Source organism: Myxococcus sp. CA051A (assembly GCF_013336705.1).
GTDB classification, from domain to species: Bacteria; Myxococcota; Myxococcia; order Myxococcales; family Myxococcaceae; genus Myxococcus; species Myxococcus llanfairpwllgwyngyllgogerychwyrndrobwllllantysiliogogogochensis.
Genome location: NZ_JABUMS010000007.1, coordinates 379,932 through 401,112 on the forward strand (window position 1 = coordinate 379,932; position 21,181 = coordinate 401,112).

General features: G+C 70.6%; 15 protein-coding genes. 8 read left to right on the forward strand and 7 right to left on the reverse strand.

Going from position 1 to position 21,181, the window contains the following annotated elements; genetic code table 11:
- Positions 1-2: 2 nt before the first annotated feature.
- Entirely contained in the window at positions 3-392 is a 390-nt protein-coding gene (locus HUA74_RS22235) for a response regulator transcription factor (RefSeq protein ID WP_141642464.1), read from the forward strand.
- A gap of 18 nt (positions 393-410) precedes the next feature.
- Here HUA74_RS22235 and HUA74_RS22240 read toward each other — a convergent pair whose 3' ends face one another.
- Complete coding sequence (locus HUA74_RS22240) at positions 411-680, reverse strand: hypothetical protein (protein ID WP_254625175.1); 270 nt, start codon at positions 678-680, stop codon at positions 411-413.
- A gap of 353 nt (positions 681-1,033) precedes the next feature.
- On the opposite strand from HUA74_RS22240, the gene HUA74_RS22245 reads away from it, so the two are divergent.
- Together HUA74_RS22245 and HUA74_RS22250 are read left to right on the forward strand one after the other, a co-directional pair.
- Entirely contained in the window at positions 1,034-1,561 is a 528-nt protein-coding gene (locus HUA74_RS22245) for a hypothetical protein (protein ID WP_141642465.1), read from the forward strand.
- Positions 1,562-1,722: 161 nt separating this feature from the next.
- Entirely contained in the window at positions 1,723-2,103 is a 381-nt protein-coding gene (locus tag HUA74_RS22250; protein ID WP_141642466.1) for a helix-turn-helix domain-containing protein, read from the forward strand.
- 136 nt (positions 2,104-2,239) lie between these two features.
- Here the strand turns inward: HUA74_RS22250 and HUA74_RS22255 are convergent, their stop codons facing one another.
- Positions 2,240-3,517, reverse strand: coding sequence for a serine/threonine-protein kinase (locus tag HUA74_RS22255; protein ID WP_174456122.1), 1,278 nt, complete (start codon positions 3,515-3,517; stop codon positions 2,240-2,242).
- A 453-nt stretch (positions 3,518-3,970) separates the two neighbouring features.
- Between HUA74_RS22255 and HUA74_RS22260 the strand changes: the two genes are divergently transcribed.
- Together HUA74_RS22260 and HUA74_RS22265 are read left to right on the forward strand one after the other, a co-directional pair.
- Complete coding sequence (locus HUA74_RS22260) at positions 3,971-4,465, forward strand: hypothetical protein (protein WP_174456123.1); 495 nt, start codon at positions 3,971-3,973, stop codon at positions 4,463-4,465.
- Between the two features lie 19 nt (positions 4,466-4,484).
- Complete coding sequence (locus HUA74_RS22265) at positions 4,485-4,964, forward strand: cupin domain-containing protein (RefSeq protein WP_174456124.1); 480 nt, start codon at positions 4,485-4,487, stop codon at positions 4,962-4,964.
- A 15-nt stretch (positions 4,965-4,979) separates the two neighbouring features.
- Here the strand turns inward: HUA74_RS22265 and HUA74_RS22270 are convergent, their stop codons facing one another.
- The 3 genes from HUA74_RS22270 to HUA74_RS22280 all read right to left on the reverse strand — a co-directional run bounded on the left by HUA74_RS22270 (position 4,980) and on the right by HUA74_RS22280 (position 10,380).
- Positions 4,980-7,823 (reverse strand): Ig-like domain-containing protein, encoded by a 2,844-nt coding sequence (locus HUA74_RS22270; RefSeq protein ID WP_174456125.1) that lies wholly within the window; start codon positions 7,821-7,823, stop codon positions 4,980-4,982.
- Positions 7,824-8,205: 382 nt separating this feature from the next.
- Complete coding sequence (locus HUA74_RS22275) at positions 8,206-8,523, reverse strand: hypothetical protein (RefSeq protein ID WP_371817286.1); 318 nt, start codon at positions 8,521-8,523, stop codon at positions 8,206-8,208.
- Between the two features lie 15 nt (positions 8,524-8,538).
- The gene (locus HUA74_RS22280; protein WP_174456126.1) at positions 8,539-10,380 is read right to left on the reverse strand and encodes a chloride channel protein; all 1,842 of its coding nucleotides are present in this window, start codon (positions 10,378-10,380) and stop codon (positions 8,539-8,541) included.
- Positions 10,381-10,441: 61 nt separating this feature from the next.
- On the opposite strand from HUA74_RS22280, the gene HUA74_RS46425 reads away from it, so the two are divergent.
- Complete coding sequence (locus tag HUA74_RS46425) at positions 10,442-10,567, forward strand: hypothetical protein (RefSeq protein ID WP_256434696.1); 126 nt, start codon at positions 10,442-10,444, stop codon at positions 10,565-10,567.
- Positions 10,568-10,641: 74 nt separating this feature from the next.
- Here the strand turns inward: HUA74_RS46425 and HUA74_RS22285 are convergent, their stop codons facing one another.
- Complete coding sequence (locus HUA74_RS22285; RefSeq protein WP_174456127.1) at positions 10,642-13,494, reverse strand: Ig-like domain-containing protein; 2,853 nt, start codon at positions 13,492-13,494, stop codon at positions 10,642-10,644.
- 484 nt (positions 13,495-13,978) lie between these two features.
- Positions 13,979-14,938: an ornithine cyclodeaminase family protein gene (locus tag HUA74_RS22290; protein WP_174456128.1), complete on the reverse strand. Its 960-nt coding sequence runs from the start codon at positions 14,936-14,938 to the stop codon at positions 13,979-13,981.
- A 79-nt stretch (positions 14,939-15,017) separates the two neighbouring features.
- On the opposite strand from HUA74_RS22290, the gene HUA74_RS22295 reads away from it, so the two are divergent.
- Both HUA74_RS22295 and HUA74_RS22300 read left to right on the forward strand, forming a co-directional pair.
- A complete protein-coding gene (locus HUA74_RS22295) occupies positions 15,018-15,968 on the forward strand; it encodes a DUF1152 domain-containing protein (protein ID WP_174456129.1) in 951 nt (316 codons plus the stop codon).
- A 257-nt stretch (positions 15,969-16,225) separates the two neighbouring features.
- Positions 16,226-21,172 carry a tetratricopeptide repeat protein gene (locus HUA74_RS22300; RefSeq protein ID WP_174456130.1) on the forward strand — a complete coding sequence of 1,649 codons (4,947 nt, stop codon included), beginning with the start codon at positions 16,226-16,228 and terminating at the stop codon, positions 21,170-21,172.
- Positions 21,173-21,181: the final 9 nt, after the last annotated feature.

Here is a 21,181-nt window from a genome sequence, read left to right on the forward strand (position 1 = left end):
CTATGCTGTCCACCATGGCCAGCGTCGCGAAGCACAGCTCCGTGCTCGTCGTGGAGGACGAGGACGACATCCGTGCCGCCATCGCGGAGATTCTGGAGAGCGAGGGCTACGACGTCACCATCGCGACCAATGGGCGCGAGGCGATGGAGGAGCTCTCCGACGTGCGCTACGTGCCCCGGCTCATCCTGCTGGACTTGATGATGCCGGAGATGAACGGGCATGAGTTCCTCGCGCGGCGGCAGACCATCCCCCGGTTGCGAAACGTTCCGGTGATGGTGCTCACCGCCGTCACCACCGACATTCCACCTGGCGCCAATGCGCTCCTGCGCAAGCCCTTCTCCGTGGAGGAGCTGCTGGAGGCGGTGCGCAGCATGTTGCCCATCGCCGCCTGAGTGGCGGGGGGCCGGCGCTCACGGCTCGCGCTCCAGGGAGAGCAACGTCAACGTGCGCGAGCGCTCGTCCCACGAGTAGCCCAGGACGAGCCCATGGTGCGCCAGCACGTGTCGACCCAGGCCGCCGCCTTCGGGCAACGGACCCCGCACGGTGGTGTCCCCCAGCCGCTCCAGCGCGCCCTGCAGCGCCCCGAAGGCCTCCGCGCTCATACGCCCCACCTCTCGCCACGCCTGGGGCGAGTAGTGGATGCGGTGCGGTCCGGGTGGGCGTTGGCGGAGCTGCGGCATGTCCTGGCGTCGACGTTCCTTTCCAGGGGGACTCCCTTGCCAATCCCGTGCCCGCGCGGATCCACCCCGTTCGTCCCCTCTGGGTGCGGGGGAGATGGTTCGAAGCTGAAGGAGTTACAGGAGGAAGCGAAAGAGGCCGGAAGAAACGACAGGTGACGAGGGGTCCTCTGCTCGGGAGGAGGGCGGGGGATCAGCCTCGCCGTGCCCTCGCCCGAGAAGAGGACGAGCCCGCCCGGGTGGCCGGGGGGGAGGCGGCACCCCGAGCCGTCGTCGTGCCCTGGCTGCCCGCTCGCGGCCCGCGTGCTCACGTTTCGACACACGGGGAGGCACGTGGCCCCGGACAAGGAGAAGCCATGGCGGCACGGCGCAGATACACCCCCTGGTCTGCCACGAACGGGCTGCTGTTCGGCGTCATCGCGGGCGTGGTGTTGGGGTTGGCGGAGGTGGTGATGGCCCTGGCCGCGGGTGACAGTCCCATGCGGCCGGTGCGCATGTCCGCGGGCATGGTGCTGGGGCCTCGAGTCTTTGGCGAAGGCTTCCCCATGGGGACGATGGTGCTGGTGGGCGTGGGCCTCCACCTGGCGGTGTCCGCGCTGGTGGGCGTGTTCTATTCGTTCCTCGACGCCATGCTTCCGGTGGATGGACGGGGACGCTGGGAGTTCCAGGCCGCGGTGGGAATGTTGTTCGGCATCGCGGTGTGGCTGGTGGACTTCCAGTTCATCGCGCGGGGCTACTACCCGTGGTTCCTCGACGTGCCGCAGTTCCCCCAAATCGTGTTGCACGCCGTGTTCCTCGGGTTGCCGTTGGCGTTGCTCTTCACCGCGGCGGAGCGACGCCGCGCGCTGATGGACGTGGCGGAGAGCGCGTCTTCATCACCGTGACGTGCGAGTGAAGCGGGAGGCCGCGAGAGGCGCGCGCGAGGCGTGGCGCGCGTTTGAAAAAACGCTGAAGGTATGGTGAAAGTACCCGACCTTCAGGGTTATCTAGGGGCTTCCGAGGCGCCTGGAGCGGGGCCCTCCTTTCGTGGACGACTGACACACGCATGGACACAGAACTGGCGAGCATGCTGGGCGCGGCGGCGAGGGCTGCCCGGGTGCGGATGGGCCTGACGCAGGCCGATGTGGCGGAGCGGATTGGGATGGCGTCGGAGGTGTACGGCCGCCTGGAGCGAGGTCACATGCTCCCCAGCGTGCAGAACCTGCGGCGACTGTGCGTGGTGCTGAATGTGCCGCCCCACCAACTGCTGGGGTTGGGTGATGACCTGGCCGCGCCGCCGCCCGCGAAGGACAAGGCGGGCAGCAAGTCTCGCGAGGATGACACGCCGGAGATGCGGCGGCTGATGCGCAACCTGCGCAAGCTGTCCCCGGTGCAGCTCAAGCTGATGAACCTGGTCGCCTCGGCGATGCAGCAGAAGAAGAAGTGAGGCACCGGGCCCCGGCGCCGTGAGCGCGGGGGCTGTGTCCTGGGCTCGTGGGCCGCGAGGTTCGGAGGTCCGCTGGAGTCCGTGTGGATCCGACCGGTTCGTGCGGAGGATCCACCGACGTGCCCGCTGGGGTGACTCACCTCGGGGCGGGTGATGCCACGAGCACCTCGTCGGGGCCCATCGTCCCAGAGAGGGCGGCCTCCGGTGCGCAGCGCAGGGCCGAGAGCGCCCACCCCAGCAGGAGGATCAACACGACCCACGCGCCCACCATCCAGGGGCTCAGCGTGATGCGGAGTTCTCGGCGTGCCTTGCGGGGATGTGCCCGTGCGCCTCCTCCGGATGAGGACGTGGGCCTCGCCTGGGAACGGGGGCCGCTTGGAGGTGTCAGCCTCCTCGGGGGCCTGTGGATCAGGGGTGTGGGCCAGGGGCCAAGGGTGGAGGAATCACCCGGGGCGCGTCGGGAGTCCGTCGCGTTCTTCTCGGGAGGTGGTCGTGAGAACAGGGGCCTGTCCCAGTCGAGCGTCGCCGCGCGCAGCGCCGTTTCGAGCGCATCGTGCAGCGCGCCGCCATCCGGGAACCGTTCTTCGGGACGCTTGCGGAGCAGCCGCTGGGTGATGGCCTCCAGTGCGAGGGGGACGTGCTCGTTCAGCGTGGAGGCCGGTGGCGGCATGCGCGTCTCGATGTGCTCGGCCAGCACCTCGCGTGGGAGCGTGAGCGAGAAGGCGGGTGTTCCCGTGAGGACCTCGTGGAGCGTCACGCCCAGGGCGTAGAGGTCATCCGTGGCGCGGAAGGCATAGCGAGCGCTCTTCTGGGAGTGGTGCTCGCGGTGGAAGCGCAGGGCTTCCGGGCTGCGGTACTGGGGCGTGCCTGGAGGGAGGGGACCTTCGGTGAGTGGCAGGGACTCGGCGTGGTTCGCGCTGCCGAAGTCCACCAGGACCGGGGAGTCATCGATGGCGCGCACCAGGATGTTGGACGGCTTGAGGTCGCGGTGGAAGACGCTGCGCGCGTGGAGTTCCTGGAGCGTCAGTGCGAGTCGGGAGAACAGGCGCGCCACGCGGCGCGCGGAGGGGGCCTCGCGCTTCACCCAGGCGGCCAGCGTGGCGCCCTCCACGTAGTCGAGGACGACGTAGTGGTAGCCCGTCCGCGCATCCGGCCAGCGCCCGTGGGCCCAGACGCGCACGACATGGGGATGCACGGCATGGAGCAGACACGCCAGCTCCCGGATGGCCCGTGCGTCCGTGCGGTCCAGGTCGTCACTGCCCGGCCCGCGCAGCGCGAACTTGAGCGCATGCAGTCGCCCGCCGTGCTCCACCTGGAACACCGCGCCGAAGGAACCCTGACCCAGCCGAGCGAGGACACGCCAGGGACCCACCTTCATCCCCGGACGCAGCGCGAGCGGATGGCCCGTCATCATGGCGTCCCCCGGAGCACCGTGACGGTGGCGCGTCCGAGACGCCTGGACCCCGCGCTCCATCCGGGCCTCGGGAGGGACGCGTCCACGTCATCCATCGACGCGGTGTGCTCGTGGGTGCATCCGTGCCTCGCGAGAGTCCTCCTGGCGGACGCGTCGCACAGCGGACGCATCGACCGTTCCAGGTGAGGGCCCGCGAGGCGGGAGAAGGGGGCAATCATCGACAGGACCCGGGGGTTGGGTTGGAACAATGGGTGACGACCTCCTGGGTTACAACCTAACAGGGTGGCCCCACGTTGGAAGATGGAACAGGTAGGGTCTCGCGCTTGGGGGACGGAGGACCCTCCTGGAATCCATGCACCTCCGGGCTGTAACCACGGGACGCGCGCCGACGTAGCGGGGAACGACACCCATCGGGTGGGCCCATGGCCCGCCATCACGTGACGAGGTCCCCCTGTGCGACTGTGCTTCGCGGCGTGCGCCGTGCTCCTGCTGCTGACCGCCTGTGGTCCGTCCTCCTCCGTGGATGAAGGGCTGGGCGTGGTCGGGGAACTGGACACGTCGGAGGCGGGCATCACCGCCTTCGTGCGGCAGGGGCTCTACCGAGAGTGGCTCGCCGAGCCCGCGCCGCGCAAGTCCGTGAACTCCCACGGGGACAAGGTCCGCGTGTTCTTCAACCCGATGCTGGCGCAGTCGATGGAGGCGGGGAACCCCACGCACCCGGTGGGCAGCATCACGGTGAAGGAACTCTTCGAGTCGGACGGGAAGACGGTGCGAGGGTACGCGCTCGACGTGAAGGTGTCCGAGGGCTCGGGCAAGAACACCTGGGTCTTCTACGAGGGCTTCGGGCCGGACTACGACGACAACTACTACGGACGGGGACACGACACCTGTCATGGATGCCACGCGGCCAACGGGACGGACTACGTCGCCACCCCGCTGCCTCGCTGACGGCGCGTAGACTGCGCCCATGGTCGACGAGCTGATTCGCGGGCTGGGCCTCGTGCCGCATCCCGAGGGTGGTTTCTACAAGGAGACGTACCGCGCGGCGCTGAAGGTGGAGACCCCTCGGGGGATTCGCTCCGCGGGCACGGCCATCTACTACCTGCTGACGCAGGACACCTTCGCCGCATGGCACACCGTCACCTCCGACGAGGTGTGGCACTTCTACGAAGGAGCGCCGCTCGCGCTGTACCTCGTGGGCGAGGACGGACGGCTGGAGACAGTGGTGCTGGGGCGCGACGTGACGAAGGGCGAGCAGCCTCAAGTCGTCGTCCCCGCGGGCGTGTTGCAGGCAGGGGAGTCTCGGGGCGCGTACTCGCTGGTGGGCTGCACGGTGGCCCCGGGCTTCGACTTCTCCGACTGGGAGATGCCGACCCCGGAGTCGCTGGTGTCCGAGCACCCCGCGCACTCGGAGCTGATGCGCCGGCTGTCTCGGGCCCGTCCCTAGCCGCGTGCTCGTGCGCTACGGCGCGTTGTGCGTGAAGAAGGGGAACGTCTGGAGGGCGAAGTTCCCCGCGGGGTCCTCCAGCCAGACCTCCACGGTGTGCGCGCCGTCCATCAGCTCGCGCGTGTCCAACTCCGCGGTCCACAGGCCCTCCGCGTTCAGCGTCGCGCCGCGAATGCCCGAGCCGTCTCGTGTGAAGGCCACGCTCCGCACGCCGCTGACCGCGTCCGTCACGCGCGCCGTCAACGTCACCACGCCGCTGTACGTCCCCTCCGCCTGGGGAATCAGCAGCTCCGCCACGGGAGGCGCGTTGTCGTAGCGCACCGTGCGAGTGAGCGTCGTGCGCAGGCCCGCCTCGTTCGTCACGGTCAGCGTGAACACGTTGTCACCCGGCCTCAAGGGCAGCAGCGCCTGCACTCCGCCACCCCCGCGCGGCAGCGAGTACATGCCTCCGCCGGGGCTCACCTCCACCCGGGTCGCCGACTCCGCGTACACGCCGAGGTCGTAGGCCAGGATGTCATCGGGCTGCGGCCCCACGAGCCACCCGTCCGGAAGCCCCGTGGCCACCCACGGCGCCTGCGCATCCACCCAGACGCGCACCACTCGCTCCGTCACATGGCCCACCGCGTCCGTCGCGCGAATCAGGACGTCATTCGCCCCCTGTGAGAGCCCCACCGTGTGCGTCACCGCGCCACCGCCGGCGGGGAGGTCCGTGACGTGAACCCAGTTCGTCTCCACGCGCACCGGCGACCAGTCACGCACCACCACGCGGACCTCCACCTGTCCGTCCGCCAGCGTCGAGTCCTCCTCGGGCGAGAGCACCGTGATTTCGGGCGCGGTGGCATCCACCATCACCGTCGCCTCCTGGCTCGCCTGTCCGCCCAGCGTGTCCATGGCGACCAGCCGGATGACGTTCGCTCCGTCGCGCAGCGGAAGCTCTGTCCACACGAAGCCGCCGCTGAAGTCTGGCACCACCGGGTAGCGCTCGCCGTGGAGGAGGAAGGCCACGGACTCGATGGAGGCACCCGGGGCCAGGGCCGTCACGAAGCCACACACGCCCACGGAGGTATCACTCGTGAAGCCGGGCAGCCCGCACAGCGTCACCGAGGGTCGAGGATAGGGCGACGGCAGAATCTCCACCGCGCGCGAGGAGGAGCTGCCCAGTCGGTTGTCCCGCATCGGCTGGAGCGTCACGCCCGAGTACACCGCGCGCACATCCGAGGCCCCCAGCACGTCCCACGTCGCACGCGGTCGCCACACGAGCGAGTACACGCCGTCGCCATCCGCGTCGTTGTCCGCGCCCACGGTGACACCCGCCACCATGAACGTCACCACACCCAGACCCGGGCCTCGCGCCTCCCAGCCGTCCTCACCTGTCACTCGCGCGGAGAGCACGTTGTCCAGCGCCACCGTGAGCTGTCCGTCCACGGGTGACTCCACGGTGGTGGTGGTCGGCAGGCCCTGGGTGGGCGGCGGCGGATTCGTGTACGTGGTGACGAGCACGGAGCCCTTCACGCCGTGCGTGCTGTCCGACGCGGCCACCACCATGACGCCCGACGAGAGGGACGGCGCGAGCCCCGGAGGCGCGGACACGGTGAGCGTGACGGTGGCCTCGGCGTCGGGACCCAGCTCCAACGTGGTGGGGGCAATCGTCGCCGTCCATCCCGTCAGCCCACCCTGCGTGTCGAGCGTGTACGTGTCCGCCTTGTAGCCATGGTTGCGCACGGTGAGCGTGTACGTGGCGCTCTGGACTCGCGGCAGGTCCTGCTCCAGCGGCCTGCTCGGAGCGCCGTCCACGGCGACGCTGACGCTGTAGTCCCCGAAGCACGCGAGCGCGAGCGCGCCGAAGGTGGTGGGGATGTCCGGATAGCGCGTGCCCACGCCCCAGCTCCCGTCCTCGGCCTGTCGCGACTTGAGCCAGTCGAGCGCCTGGGTCATCCGTCCATCCGCGCCCGGCTTGCGGCCCGCGAGGCACAGCGCGTACAGCGCCAGACTGGTGGACGTCTCGTCCGCGGGTGCGCCGTCCAGGTTGCCCCAGCCCGGTGCATCACCAAGGGCTCTCGTCGCGAGCAGTCGCGAGGCCAGTGAGTCGAGCGCGGCGGTGTTCTCGCCCTGCTCACCGGGGCCGGCGACCTTCATGCCCACGGCGGCCCAGGCCACCTGGAACGTGTAGCGCTGGCTGTCCTCCAGCGGCCCGTCGGTCATGTCATCCAGGTGCGCGCGGATGTACGCGGCGGCGCGTTGCAGCGACTCCTGGTAGCGCGCGGCCCTGGCCGGGTCCACGCGCTCGCGAGCCTGGGCCACGGCGGTCATCAGCCGCGCGGTGATGCCCATGTTGGAGGCACCCACGGGCTCGAAGGGGAAGTCCTCCACCCACCGGCCACTCAGCTCCTGGGTGCTCACCGCCCAGTCGGCCGCGCGCACCAGCGCCTCCGTGTAGCGCGTGCCCACCTTCGCGTCGTAGCCGGCGAGCCCGAAGGCCGAGTAGCTGGAGCGCGCGTTGCGGTAGTGGATGCGTTCGTGAATCCACGAGCCGTCGGGCTCCTGCTGCGCCTGGAGGTCCCGCGCCATCGTCTCCATGTTCTCGCGGTTGGTGCGGCCGTTGCGCGTGACGGCCTCCAGGTCGAAGCCGGAGGCGCCCGCGTGGGCCAGGCCGTAGAGGGCCGCGCCATGCCGGTGACAGGCGGTGCAGCCGAAGATGCCCGACCACCCCACCGCGTCCGCGCTGACGAAGTCGAGCGCCTTCTGCGCCGCCTCCGCGTTGGTGGCCGCGCGCGCCGACGTGACGGACAACAGCAGCGTGAGCACGAGCCCCAGCGAGGCGGACGAGACAGGACGAAGCGAGAGCGCGCGGAAGAGCATCGAACGTGTGTACCCATGGGCCGGACCGCGCGTGTTTCACGCCCAGGTGCCTTGGCGCCTGAGACGAATCATCGCGCGTGCGGGCCTCATCACAAACAAAGCCACACGAGTGTCCGCGCCCCTCCGCGCGAGAGGGCGGAACGTGAAGTCGCGCCGTGCTCAGAGCGTGGATGACGCATGTCTGAAAACAGGAAGGAGTGTCAGCGCCGGGGCTGGAGAGAGGAATCCACGAGTCGTGTCATCGAGTCCGTGGAATCCCGAATGACAGTCATTGTGAAACAAGCCCCGGGCCCTGGGCTCGGCGCCAGGGTCGGAGAGCGGGCGAGCTGCTTCTCCCTCGCGCGGAGTTGGAGCGGCTTTCGTTTCGGCTCGCGAGGCTCCGTCATTCCCCGGTCTTTCGAGCGGGTGACTCGTCCTCACGTGGCGCGGGCCGCGACGGCTGCTCCGGCTCCAGGTCGCCGGCCGGAAGCTGGGGCAGCGGCCAGCCCTCGAACAGGGGCCATGCGCGGTACATGGAGCGGCGCTCCTCGGGCGTGAGCGGGGGCGGTGCCTCGGTGGGCTCCTCGACGCGGGGTGTGCTCCGGGGCGCGGCGGGCGTGGGCTCGCGCAGCAACACGGTGCCCAGCACGATGCACAGCAGGGACATCACGACGATGCTCCACGCGCGTGCGGGTCCGCGCAGTCCCTTTGGCTCGTCCACGGGGGGCCCTCGACCTCAGAAAGTACCCTGGCTCAACACGTCTCTCTTGGAGATGGTTCCGAGCAGCCGACGGCCGCCGTCCACCACGGGCAGCCGCTCGAGCGCCGTCCGCGCGAACCGGGAGGCCACCTCTCCCAGCGACAGCTCGGGTGTGATGGGCTGCACCTGCGTGTCCATGACGTCCTCGGCGATGGTCGCCTGGAGCAGCGCGTGGTCCGGCACATGCCCCTTGAGCGCATCCAGCACCAGCATGCCCCGGTACCGGCCCTCTTCATCCGTGACGTAGAGGTCCTCCCCCGCGGGTGCCTCCAGCAGCAACGCGACCACTTCCTGGAACGGCGCCGAGGGCGATACGCGCTGGCTCACGGGCTTCAGCAACGCCCGCGCGCCCTCCTGTCGCAGCCAATGGGGGATGGTGGCCGGCATGCGCACGTTGCGACGGTTGAGCACGGATGTGTAGAGCGACTCGGGCTCCAGTCGCCGGCTGACGGCGGCGGCCACCACCGCGCTGAGCATCAGCGGCAACACCAGCGGATAGTCACCGGTCATCTCGAAGATGAGCAGCACCGCGGACACCGACGCATGCGTCGTCCCCGCCAGCACCGCCCCCATGCCCAGCAGCGCATACGCCCCACTGGGGGCACCGCCGGGAAGCAGCCGCTCGGCCATCATCCCGAAGGCGCCGCCCAGCAGCGCGCCGTAGAACAGCGACGGCGTGAAGAGTCCGCCCGGCACCCCCGCGCCCGCGCACAGCGACGTCAGCGCGAGCTTCGCCAGGGGCAACACGAGCAGCAGCGCGAAGGGCAGTCGCCCCAGCAGCGCCGAGTTCACCGCGTCGTAGCCGTTTCCCAGCAACTGGGGCAGCCACACCGCTGTGATTCCCACGAACGTCATCGCCAGCAGCGGCAGGAACGGCGCGAGCCACGACGCGGCGCGGTCCAGCAAATCCGACATCACGTTGACGCCCCGCACGTAGAACGCGGAGGCGACGCCGAGCACCGCGCCCAGCACCACCGCCAGGAGCAGCTCGCGCGGGTGCAGGAGCGCATAGTCGGGGATGACGTAGCTGGGGTGGTCCGCGATGAGCAGGCGCGAGACGAGCGTGGCCACCACGCAGGAGACGACGATGGGGCCGAACAGCTCCAGCGCGAAGCTGCCCAGCAGCACCTCCAGCCCGAAGAGGGCCGCGCCGATGGGCACGTTGTACGCGGACGCCATGCCGGCCGAAGCCCCGCACGCCACCAGCAGGCGAGCCTGTCCCGGACCCAACCGGAGCCACCGGGCGAGCGACGAGCCGCTCGCCGCCCCTGTGGACAGCAGCGCGCCCTCACGGCCCAGGGGCGCACCCATGGCCACGGCGAGGATGGAGACGAACCCGCGCAACAGCGCGCGCGGCAGGGGCAGTCGTCCCGAGCGCACCCAGATGGACTCGATGATGCCCGCGGTGCCGTGGCCCCGCAGCGGCTGACCGACGACGAGCGACAACAACGTCACCAGCGCCCCGCCCAGCACAGGGATGAGCAGTCGCCGCCACGTGGGCGCCGCCGCGACTCCGGACAGGAAGTCCTCCGATGCGCTCCGCCAGAAGAGCTCCTGGGTGAAGCGCAGCACCTTGAGCAACCCCACCGCGCCCAGCCCCGCGATGAGACCCACCGCCACCACCAGCACCCAGAAGCGCTTCTCCACCCGGGTGAGGTCGCGCAGGTAGTCCGCGACGGAGTGGTGGAACTTGCGCGTGACGTTCACGCCGGGAGGTCCAACCTCGGGGTCTGGCGGGGTGTCGCGCGGAGGGCCCACGCGTGTCCAACCTAGGCACCCTGGCGTCCAGGCTCCGCGCCCGTGGACTCGTCTGCCCATCACTCGAGGCGGGCCGCCTGTCCTCTTGTCCCCAGAGGTTCTCGGGTTCTCGCGAACCTGGATGCGGAGCACGCGCACCCGGGCGAATGTCCTCGGGTTCCGGGAGCGCGAGGAGTGCATGCGCGCTTCCAACGGGACGCGGGCCCGTCAGAAGGGCCACACGGTGCTGGCCGAGCTGCTGGGCTGAGGGGGTGAAACGACGACCCCGTCGCCCGGGAGGGCCTCCGTCCTTCGAGGCCACCCCGAGCGCGGGGAGGTGCATCAGTTGTCGACGAAGAAGTTGAAGCGCTGGACGGTGGAGTTACCCACGCCGTCGCTCATCCACACGTCGATGGTGTGCGCGCCGTCGAGCAGCTCCGTGGTGTCGAGCAGCGCCGTCCAGTTGCCGTCCGGCTGGAGCGTGCCCTGACGGATGCCGGACATGTCGCGGCTGAAGCCGATGTTGGACACCGGGCCGAAGTTGTCGGTGACGCGAGCGCGCAGAGTGATGGTGCTGCTGACGGTGCTGCCCGTGGTGGGCGCGAGCAGCGTGGCGGTGGGGGCCTGCACGTCGTAGTTCACCCGACGCGTGAGGGTGGAGGAGACGCCCGTCTCGCTCAGGGTGACGATGGAGAGGTTGTTGACGCCCGGGCTGAGGGTGAGCGTCGTCTGCACCGCGCCGCCGCCGCGTCCCACCGCGATGGGCGCGCCGCCGTTGATGCGCACCGTCGTCGCGGAGAGCGACTGGACGTTGACGGTGTACGTCAGGGCGTTGTTCGCCAGCGGGCCGTAGAGCTGGTTGTCCGCCGGGTTGGTGCTCACCACGGGCGAGCCCGGGTCCACCCAGATGAACACCAGCTTCTCCGTCACGTTGAAGGCGCTGTCCGTGGCGCGCACCAGGATGACCTGGTCGCCGTAGTTCATCGGCACCGTGTGCTCCACCGTGCCGTTGCCGAACTCCAGGAGCGACGTGGCCACCCACTGCGTCTCCACGCGCACCGGCGTCTGGTCCTGAACCGACGACGTCACCGTGACGTTCAGTCCGCTGAGCGCCGCGCCGTTGGTGGGCGCCAGGATGGTGAGGACGGGCGGCACGCGGTCCACCGTGAGGTTGACCTGCTTGGTGGTGACGCCACCGAAGCTGTCGCGCGCGGTGAGCTGGATGATGTTGGGGCCTTCGGTCAGGGTGATGGTGGTGTAGATGAGGCCACCGTTGCCGGGCGTGAGGGGGATGGTCGTCGCGCCGTTGATGATGAAGGCGGCGTAGGTGATGACGGCGCCGGGCGCGCGCGGCGTGGCATAGCCCCAGATGTCCAGCGTCGTCTCCTGCGTGAAGGCCGGCGGGTTGCCGATGGTGACCGACGGCGTGTCATGCGGGAACGCGTCGATGATGACGGTGCGCGCGTCGGTGCTGCCCAGCAGGTTGGCCAGGGGCGGCGCCAGCTCCACGCCCGAGTACACCGCGCGGAAGTCCTGCGAGCCCGTCACCGTCCACGTGTCGGTGGGCGGCACCCAGTTGAAGGTGAAGAGTCCATCGCCATCCACGTCCGCGTCTCCGCCCACGGGCACGCCCGCGACGTAGAAGGTGACGACGCCGCGGTTGGGTCCGACGACGGGCAGGTTGTTCGAGTCACGCACGCGCGCGGACAGCACATTGCCCGTGCCAATGGTGATGTGCGCGTTGACGGCGGGCGCCTGGATGGTGGTGACGGTGGGCAGGCCGGTGACGGGAGGCAGCGGCGGGGTGTACGCGTTGACGCGGGCCGAACCGGACACGCCCGGCGCGCCACCCGAGGCGGCGACCAGCGTGAACTCCGACGTGAGCGCGGGAATCAGGCCCGCGGGCGCGGTGACGGTGACGGTGACGGTGCTCTCGTCACCCGCGGCCAGGAACAGGCTGACGGGCGTGGGGAACGACGTCCAGCCGGGCAGGCCGCCCGTGGTGCTCAGCGTATAGGTGTCCGCCTGATAGCCGTGGTTCTTCACGTTGAAGGTGAAGGTGACTTGCTGCGCCTGCTGCGAGCCGATGACCAGCTCCTTGCGGGCCGCGCCCACCACGGTGACGTGCACGCTGAAGTCGCCGTAGCAGGACAGGCCCAGCGACGCGAAGGTGGTGGGGATGTCGAACGTCGCGGAGCCGGTGCGCCAGCTGCCGTCGGCGGACTGGCGCGTCTTCAGCCACTCGATGCTGCTGCGCACGCGCGGGTCCGTGGCGGGCTCGCGGCCGGCGAGGCACAGCGCGTAGATGGCGCTGCCGGTGGCCACGTCGTTGGCGGCGGCGTTGGGCAAGTCTCCCCAGCCCGGGTTGCCGGGCGAGACGCGGGTGAGCAGCCGGTTGGCCAGGGTGTTGATGGCGGTGACATTCGCGTTGGCCGGGCCGGGGCCCGCGGCCTTCAGGCCCACCACGGCCCAGGCGACCTGGAAGGTGTACGGCATGCCGTTGCCTGTGGCGGACGTGTCGCCGTTGTCCAGGTTGGCCCGGATGTACGCGGCGGAGCGGTCCAGCGCGGCCTGGTATGCGGCGGCCCTGGCCGGGTCCACGCGCTGCTTCGCCTGGGCGATGCCCGTCATGATGCGCGCGGTGGTGGGCAGGCTGCCGTGGTCCACCGGGAAGCTGGCGTGGTCGGACGCCCACCGGCCACTGGCCTCCTGCGTGGCGAGCGCCCAGTTGGCCGCGGCCACCAGCGTCGCGCTGTACTGCGTGGAGACGTTCTGGTCATACCCGGCCAGGCCGAACGTGGCGTAGGACGTCTTCTCGTTGCGGAACGAGGCGCCCTCGTGAATCCACGAGCCGTTGGCGAGCTGCTCGTTCTTGATGCGCTGGCCGAGGAACTCCAGGTTGAACTGGTTCGTCCGGCCGTTGGAGGCGACGACGTTCATGTCGTAGCCGTTGGCGCGCGCCGCGGCGATGCCGAACGTCGTGGCGCCCACGCGGTGACAGGCCGCGCAGCCGTTGGCGGTGACCCAGTTGGACACGTCCGCGCTCAGGAAGTTGATGGCGCGCTGGGTGGACTGGGTGTTGGTCTGCGTCTGCGCCGACGCGGGCGCGGACAAGAAGGCGACGACGAGCGTCAGCAGGCCCAACAGGGCCGGCCGCCGCGCGGGACGCCGCGACGAGGTAGCAAGGGAAGACATGGTGCTCCGAAGAGGTGGATGGCTGGCGCCAGCCATTGGCGCCGTGCGCGACACCTTTCGGGGCTCTGGGACGTGGCCGTGCCGTTCCGGAGCCGGAATCCCTCCAGGGTTCCTGTCCGAACGGGTGTGTCCAAAGAGTGAGTGGCCCCCCCCACAGGCAGCGCGTATTCGTGAAATACTGCAAGGTTGCTGAAATTGTCCAGTAGCCGAAAATCGGACAGTCCCAGTGATAACGGGGTTTTGAGTGACACCCACCCTCTATGAGAGGGCCGTGCATCGCCTGTGGTCGTGAAAGACCCGGGAGCGTGGGAGGCGGGTGACTCGGGCGTCTGGTGGGGTTGTCCCAGGCCGAAGGCGAGGGTGGCGCCGACGGTGGGGCGGGTGTTCAGCCCGAGCCGGGCGTCATCCCAGCCGCCCCGCGAGCCCGCGGACGCGAGCCTGGATGCAGAGGCTCGCGCGCAGGGGGCCGTGAGTCGGTCGAGGCTCAGCCGCCGACGATGTCGAGCGTCTGGCCGACGCCTCGGGTCCGCGCGACGTCGTAGAGGGCGCGGGCGAGGGCGACGTCCTGGAGCGCGAGGCCGGTGGAGTCGAAGATGGTGACTTCGTCTCCGGCGCGGCCGGGCTTCTTGCCGGCGACGACCTCTCCGAGGGTGCCGGCGATCTGCTCGGCGCGCAGCAGGCCGTCATGCAGGGGGACGTTGACCTCGCCGGAGTGGAGGGCCTGGTCGGTGTCGTCGATGAAGACGCGGCCCTCGGTGAGGATGCGTGGGTCCAGCTCCTGCTTGCCGGGGGCATCCGCGCCCATGGCGTTGATGTGCGCGCCGGGCTTGAGCCACTCGCGCTTCACCACGGGGGTGCGCGAGGGCGTGGAGGTGCAGACGATGTCCGCGCCGGAGGCTTCCTGGAGGCTGACCACGCGGCCACCCTTCTCGGCCTGGAGGGCCTTGGCGGAGACCTCCGAGACGTCGGCCAGGAGCAGCTCCAGCTCGCCGAAGATGGCGCGGTGCGCGTCGATGAGGACGCGGGCCTGCACGCCACAGCCGACGAGGCCGAGGGTGCGGGGCTTGGGCTTCGCGAGGAACTTGGATGCGACGCCGCCAGCGGCGCCGGTGCGCCAGGCGGTGAGCAGCGTGCCGTCGAGGATGGCGAGCGGGGACGCGGTGTCCGGGTCGCTGAGGATGTAGAGGGCGCGCACGGTGGGCAGGCCGTGCTTCTTGGGGTTCTGGGGATGGGCGTTGACCCACTTCACGCCCGCGGCGCCGTCGAGGAACGCCGGCATGGCGCGGAAGTCGCCGTCGTACTGCGGCAGGGAGAGGTACACCTTGGGAGGCATGAGCGACTCGCCACGACCGTGGGCCCGGAAGGCCCGCTCGACGGCGTCCAGGCCGAGCTCGACGGTGTAGAGGCCGCGCAGCTCTTTCGCGCTGAGGATGAGGGTGGACATGGCGGCGCTATATACCGGAGCGGCCGGGATGGCGCCGTAAGCGCGGTATTGGCGGTGCTTCGGGAAAGGACTTCGCCCCATGGACTTGTTCACTTCGCCCCTGTTGGAGCGGCTCGCGTCGGCCCGTCACGTGCTCATCGCGGGCGGTGGGGGTGGCTTCGATGTGTTCAGCGGGCTGCCGCTGTACTTCCGGCTGCGCGCGCTGGGGAAGACGGTGACGCTGGCGAACCTCAGCTTCACGCGGCTGGAGGCGCTGGAGTGTGAGCGGCCGGTGCCCGGCGTGTTCCGGGTGGACGCCTCCACCGAGGGGCGGGGGTACTACTTCCCCGAGGGGTGGCTGGCACGCTGGTTCGAGCGCCGGGGTGAGCAGGTGCCCCTCTATTGCTTCGAGCAGACCGGGATGGCGCCGCTGCGGGAGGCGTATGCCGCGCTGCACGCGCACCTGGGGTTCGACGCGGTGGTGCTGGTGGATGGGGGCACGGACATCCTGATGCGCGGGGACGAGGTGGGCCTGGGCACGCCGCAGGAGGACATCGCGAGCCTGGGGGCGGTGCATGCGCTGCCGGTGAGCGACAAGCTGGCGGTGTGCCTGGGCTTCGGGGTGGATACCCACCATGGCGTCTGCCACGCGCACTTCCTGGAGGCGGTGGCGGCGCTGAGCAAGGAGGGTGGCTACCTGGGTGTCACCGCGCTCCTGGAGGCGATGCCGGAGGTGGCGCTGTACAAGGAAGCCGTGGGCTACGTCTGTGAGCAGATGTCCCGCTCGCCGAGCATCGTCTCGCTCTCCGTGGTGTCGGCGCTGGAGGGGGACTATGGCGACGTGCATCGCACGCAGCGCACCCAGGGCAGCACGCTGTGGATCAACCCGCTGATGAGCATGTACTGGGCGTTCGATTTGACGCCCGTGGCGCGGCGCTGTCTGTACCTGGACGCGCTGAAGGACACGCGCACGCCGTGGGAGATGAACCTCGTCATCGAGATGTTCCGCGCCTCGCTGTCCATCCGGCCGTGGAAGGACATCCCGGTGTGACGTCGGGTGTGGGATGGCGCCTGGATTCCCAGGGAATCCTCGGGCGATGGGGCCTCCGACATGGCTTCCGACAGGTCAGGCCATGCCCGCCGCCATGACGGACAGGGCTAGGATGTCGAGGGCGCTGGGAGGGTTGGGAGGTCGCTGTCAGGCGGTCATCCTCGCGGCGTCCTGACCCGCCGATGCGCCCTGATCCATCTCTGTCCTCCGTCCTCTCGCCGGCCCCTCTCTTCCTCTCGAATCCGCCCATCGAGTCCGTGACGCCCGACCTGTATGCGCGGGTGCGGGACCTCTACGAGCAGGGCCTCTATGTCCAGGCGTACCGGCTGACCGAAGCGGGCGTGCCCCTGGAGCGGTGGACCGGGCCTCGGGCGCGGGTGCTGGCGGGGCGACTGCTGCACCAGCTCGGCGCCTCGCGCGCGGCCTGTCTCCAGTGGACGCGCGCCTTCCGCGAGTCGCCGAATCACGCGGAGGCCCGCTACTACTTCTCGGCACTGCTCGCGCGCCGCAAGGGCCCACTGGCCGTGCTGGACTTCCTGGAGGGCGCGGCGGACCTGGAGTCCGCTTCGCTGGAGCAGCGCGCGGATCTGCTGCTCGCCCGCGCGGAGGCGCTCGTCGTCCTTCGCGACTTCGAGGACGCCGAGCGCTGGGTGAAGGAGGCGCTCACCCTCGTCCCCGAACATCCCTGGGTCCACGTGGTGCGCGCGTCGCTCCTGGAGGAACAGGACCGGCGTGAAGAGGCGCTCGAGGCGGTGCGGTATTCGCTCTCGCTGCACCCCTTCTATCGCCCGGCCGTGCACACGGCGGGGAGCCTCCTCACCCACCTGGGGCAGGACGCGGAGGCGCTGGAGCTGCTGTCGACGGCGTCACAGCGGCTGGAGTGCTCGGCGGTGTCGGGACAGCTCGCGCGTCTCCAGGAGGAGCTGGGCCTGTACGACGACGCCTGGGCGAGCTGGGAGCGCGCGTTGCTGCTGGCACCGAGGCTGGAGTCGAAGAACTTCTCGATGCTGATGTCCATGTGCTCGGACACGGCCTACCTGCGCGGGGATGTGCAGCGGGCCATCGACCTGGCCCAACTGAGTGGCTCTCCCTTCCACGCCCAGGTGGCGGAGCGGATGGCGGCGAGCACGGAGGGCCGTCGGCGGCTGTTGCCCGTGCGCTTCGTGCGGCAGCACCACAAGACGTGTGCGCCCGCGACGCTGGCCTCGGTGGCGGCGCTGTGGGACGTACCGGTGGAGCACCTGCAGGTGGCGGAGTCCATCTGCTACGACGGGACGCCCGCGTACCAGGAGCGCCACTGGGCGGCGACCACGGGCTGGCACGTGCGCGAGTTCCGCGTCACCTGGGACAGCGCCCGCGCGCTCCTGGACCAGGGCATCGCCTTCACGCTCACCACGCAGGAGCCGGGCAACAGCCACCTGCAGGCCGTGGTGGGCTACGACGAGCGCCGGGGCACGCTGCTGGTGAGAGACCCGTCCACGCGCCACCTCGTGGAGTTCGACACGGAGAAGGCGCTGGCGCACTACGCCTCCTGCGGTCCGCGCGGCATGGCGCTGGTGCCCGTGGCGCAGACCGCGCGGCTGGACGCGGTGGAGCTGCCGGAGGCCTCGCTGTACGACGCGCTCCACCAGATGGACGCGGCGCTGGTGGCGAATGACCGGACGGCGGCGACGGGCGTGCTGGAGTCGATGGAGCGCGACGCGCCCGGGCACCGGCTGACGTGGCAGGCGAAGCGCGCGCTGGCCGGCTACGACGACAGCACGCTGGACGCGCTGGCGGCGCTGAGCGGGCTGCGCGAGGCGTACCCCGACAACCTCAACTACCTGATGTCGTGGCTGGGCTGCCTGAACGAACTGGGCCGCCGCGAGGAGCTGCTTGGCGTGCTGCGCGAGCGCGCTCGGGAGAAGAAGGCGCACCCCATCCTGTGGCATGCGCTGGCGGCCGAGCTGATGACAGACGCGCGCGAGGAGGCCGAGGCGGAGCGACTGCTGGCTCGCACCTTGCGCATGCACCCCACCTTCGCGCCCACGTATCGCTCGCTGGCACAGCTGCGTGACTCCCAGCTCCGTCGGGACCAGGCGCTGCGGCTGTACCGCGCGGCGGCGTGCCTGGAGAAGCTGAGCGAGGGGTATGCCTGGAGCTATTTCGTGGCGGCCCAGGCGCGAGGAGAGACGGCGCGCGCGCTGGACTTCGTGACGGACCGCTTCCAGCGCTTCGGTGCGCGCAACGCCGCGCCCGCGCGCACGCTGTGCCGCGCGCTGGAGGAGCTGAGCCGGCCGCTGGAGGCGCTCGAGTTGCTGGAGCAGGCGTGCTCGCTGCGGCCCGAGGATGGAGAGCTGGCCCTCTTCGCCGCGGAGATGCACTCGCGCCTGGGCAACGAGGAGGCGGCGTCGCGTCACCTGCGCTCGGCGGAGGGCCGGGTGCGGGACGTGGCGTGGCACCGTGCCGCCGCCATCCTTTCGTCCGCGCGCGGAGAGCTCGCGGTGTCGCTGGGGCATTGGGAGCAGGTGCTCGCACGCGAGCCGCTGCCCTCGGATGCGCACCGGGAGCGGGTGCGGTTGCTCACCGACCTGGGCCGTGCTCCGGAGGCGAAGGCGCACCTGGATGCGGTGTGCGCGCGCTTCCCTCTTCACGCGGGCCTGCTGCAACTGCGCGTCGCGTGGACTCGGGAGCACGCGCCGTCGGCGGCCTTCGATGCACTGGAGGCCTTCCTGTCCGCGCACCCGGAGGACGCGTGGGCCCGGCGCGAGCGCGCGTCGATGTTGTCGGACCAGGGACGCCGCGAGGAGGCGCTGGAGGAGCTGGTGCGCGCGGAGGCGCTGGAGCCGCGCCACCCGTCGCTGCACTACTGCCGAGGACAGATTCTGGAGGCGTGTGGACGCAACGCCGAGGCGGAGGTCGCCTACCGCGAGTCCCTGAGGATTCAACCCTCCCGGCCCGGGATGCACGCGCTGATGGCACTGGCGACGACGCCCGAGGCGCGGCGAGCCTCGCTGGCCTTCGTGCGCGAGTCGCTGGAGGGCATGGCGCAGCTCGATGACTCGGTGCTGGCCTTCGAGAAGGTGGCGGGCGACGTGCTGTCGACCGAGGAGCTGGGGGCCTGTCTGGAGGGCCTGCTCCAGCGCCACCCCGACTGCTGGGAGGCGTGGGTGGCGCGGCTGCGTCAGTTGCTGCGCGCGCGGGACCTGGACGAGGCGGCGCGCGTGGCGGAGCAGGCCACCACGCGCTTCGCGATGCTGGCGCCGGTGTGGCTGGAGCGCGCGCTGGTCCACCGGGCACGCGAGGACGACGCGGGTGAGCGTGAGGCGCTGGAGGCGGCGTGTCGGCACTCGCCGGGCTGGACGCGTCCGGCGTGCGAGCTGTCGGAGCTGCTGGAGCGCGTGGGCGAGGTGGCCCAGGCGCGCGAGGTGCTGGAGCGCGTGGGCCGCGAGAATCCGCGTGATGGCATGACGCGGGGGTTCCTGGCGGACCTGCTGTGGCGCTCGGAGGAGCATGACCTGGCGTTGGAGCGCCTCTTCGAATCGCTGCGGTTGGACCCGACGTACGGGTGGGGCTGGGCGCGGCTGCAGGAGTGGTCGGAGGAACTGGAGCGGCAGGCGGACGCGGTGGCCTTCGCGCGGGAACTCTGCGAGGGCCCCCTGCCGGACCCCATGGCGCGGCTGGCGCTCGCGGAGCTGCTGGAGGAAGCAGGGGAGGCCACGCGCGAGGAGCGATTGGCGCTGCTCGACGGAGCGCTGGAGTCCTTCCCTCGCATGGATGACGCGCACGACGCGCGAGCACGGATGCTCGTCGAGGCGGGGCGACTGGACGAAGCGCTGGCGGCCTGTGCACCGGCGGCCTACGGCGGCGAGCCTCCCTTGGCGCTGCGTGGCCGGGCCGCGTGGGTGCTCTTCGAGAAGGGCGCGCAGCGTGACGCGGTGACGGCGATGGAGGCCGTGCTCGCGGAGGCGCCTCGCTACGGCTGGGGTTGGCAGACGCTGGGCGAGTGGGCGCAGTCACTCGAGGACGACGCCCTCCTCACGAAGGCGCGGGAGGCACTGGTGGAGCTGGGCCCCGAGGACCCGGTGGCGCACGCGCGGCTGGCCGACGTGCGCGCGAAGGCGGGCGATTTGAAGAGCGCCATCGCCGGGTGGGAGCGCGCGCTGGAGCTGGCGCCGGACTACGCCTATGCCGCGACGCACCTCTTCGACGCGCGACTGGAGCAGGGCCAGCTGGACGAGGCGGCGCGGGCGCTGGAGGCGGCGCGGGGACATGCCCCGGAAGTGTTGGTGGCCGCGCGTGAGGTGCGGCTGGCCTGTGCCCGGGGCGACGCGAAGGCGGCCGCGCGCCATGTGGAGCAGACGTTGGCGGTGGTGGGGGACAGCACCTGGGCGATGGAGCGCTGCACGGAGGCCATGCGCTCACGAGGCTGGGGCTCGGTGATGGAGCGCGCGGTGGATGCGGCGATGGCGGCGCGTGGAGGCGAGACCTCGGAGGTGCTCGCGCGAGCCTGGAGTCTCCAGCACGCGGAGCGGACGTGGACCTGGAGGGTGTGGGGAAGCCTGCACGCGCTGGCCTCGGAGAGCGCCGTGGGCGTCGAGGCCCTGGCGGTGTACGTGGAGCGACTGGGTGAGCTGGGGCGCACCGTCCTGCTGGCGCTGTTCGTCTTCCTGTACGCGACCCCGCTGCGCTCGCATTCGCGAACCTGGGGCGCCGTGGGTTATGCGCTGATGAAGCAGCAGCGCCGGGCGCGGGCATGGCGTTGGCTGCGCGACTGGCGCGAGCAGCCCGCCGACGAGCTGCGTCCCTGGATGATGATGAACGTGCTGGTGGCCTGCTACGAGCACGGACGCCGCGAGGACGCCGAGGCGGCACTGGCTTTGGGATTGGCGCTGCCGGAGGAGCCCACGAGCGGGCACATGAAGGTGTGGCATGCCTTCTTCATCTCGCTGCGGGATGACCCCGAAGCCTTGTTGGACGCGGCGCTGCTGGACGTGACGCACGTGCCCACGGATGGCCTGCTCAAGCTCGCCCTCGGGCTGGCCAGGACGGTGCAAACCGCGCGGAAGTCGGGGGCCCGCGCGGCGCGCGCTGCGTTGGCTATGGCCGAGCAGGGCATGGAGGGCTTCCACTCGCATGCGTTGGCGCGCAGGGCGCATCGCGACGCGGTGGCCCGGGTGCGCGCGGTGGTGGGCTGGCGCGCGTGGCTGCGCTCTTTGTTCTGAGTGCCTCTG

Bases quoted from the DNA above. Each gene is read 5' to 3' on its own strand.
- HUA74_RS22285 (WP_174456127.1), bottom strand. From the start codon at position 13,494: ATGTCTTCCCTTGCTACCTCGTCGCGGCGTCCCGCGCGGCGGCCGGCC.
- HUA74_RS46425 (WP_256434696.1), top strand. From the start codon at position 10,442: ATGCGGAGCACGCGCACCCGGGCGAATGTCCTCGGGTTCCGGGAGCGC.
- HUA74_RS22250 (WP_141642466.1), top strand. From the start codon at position 1,723: ATGGACACAGAACTGGCGAGCATGCTGGGCGCGGCGGCGAGGGCTGCC.
- HUA74_RS22265 (WP_174456124.1), top strand. From the start codon at position 4,485: ATGGTCGACGAGCTGATTCGCGGGCTGGGCCTCGTGCCGCATCCCGAG.
- HUA74_RS22240 (WP_254625175.1), bottom strand. From the start codon at position 680: ATGCCGCAGCTCCGCCAACGCCCACCCGGACCGCACCGCATCCACTAC.
- HUA74_RS22270 (WP_174456125.1), bottom strand. From the start codon at position 7,823: ATGCTCTTCCGCGCGCTCTCGCTTCGTCCTGTCTCGTCCGCCTCGCTG.
- HUA74_RS22235 (WP_141642464.1), top strand. From the start codon at position 3: ATGCTGTCCACCATGGCCAGCGTCGCGAAGCACAGCTCCGTGCTCGTC.
- HUA74_RS22295 (WP_174456129.1), top strand. From the start codon at position 15,018: ATGGACTTGTTCACTTCGCCCCTGTTGGAGCGGCTCGCGTCGGCCCGT.
- HUA74_RS22280 (WP_174456126.1), bottom strand. From the start codon at position 10,380: ATGGGCAGACGAGTCCACGGGCGCGGAGCCTGGACGCCAGGGTGCCTA.
- HUA74_RS22290 (WP_174456128.1), bottom strand. From the start codon at position 14,938: ATGTCCACCCTCATCCTCAGCGCGAAAGAGCTGCGCGGCCTCTACACC.
- HUA74_RS22245 (WP_141642465.1), top strand. From the start codon at position 1,034: ATGGCGGCACGGCGCAGATACACCCCCTGGTCTGCCACGAACGGGCTG.
- HUA74_RS22255 (WP_174456122.1), bottom strand. From the start codon at position 3,517: ATGATGACGGGCCATCCGCTCGCGCTGCGTCCGGGGATGAAGGTGGGT.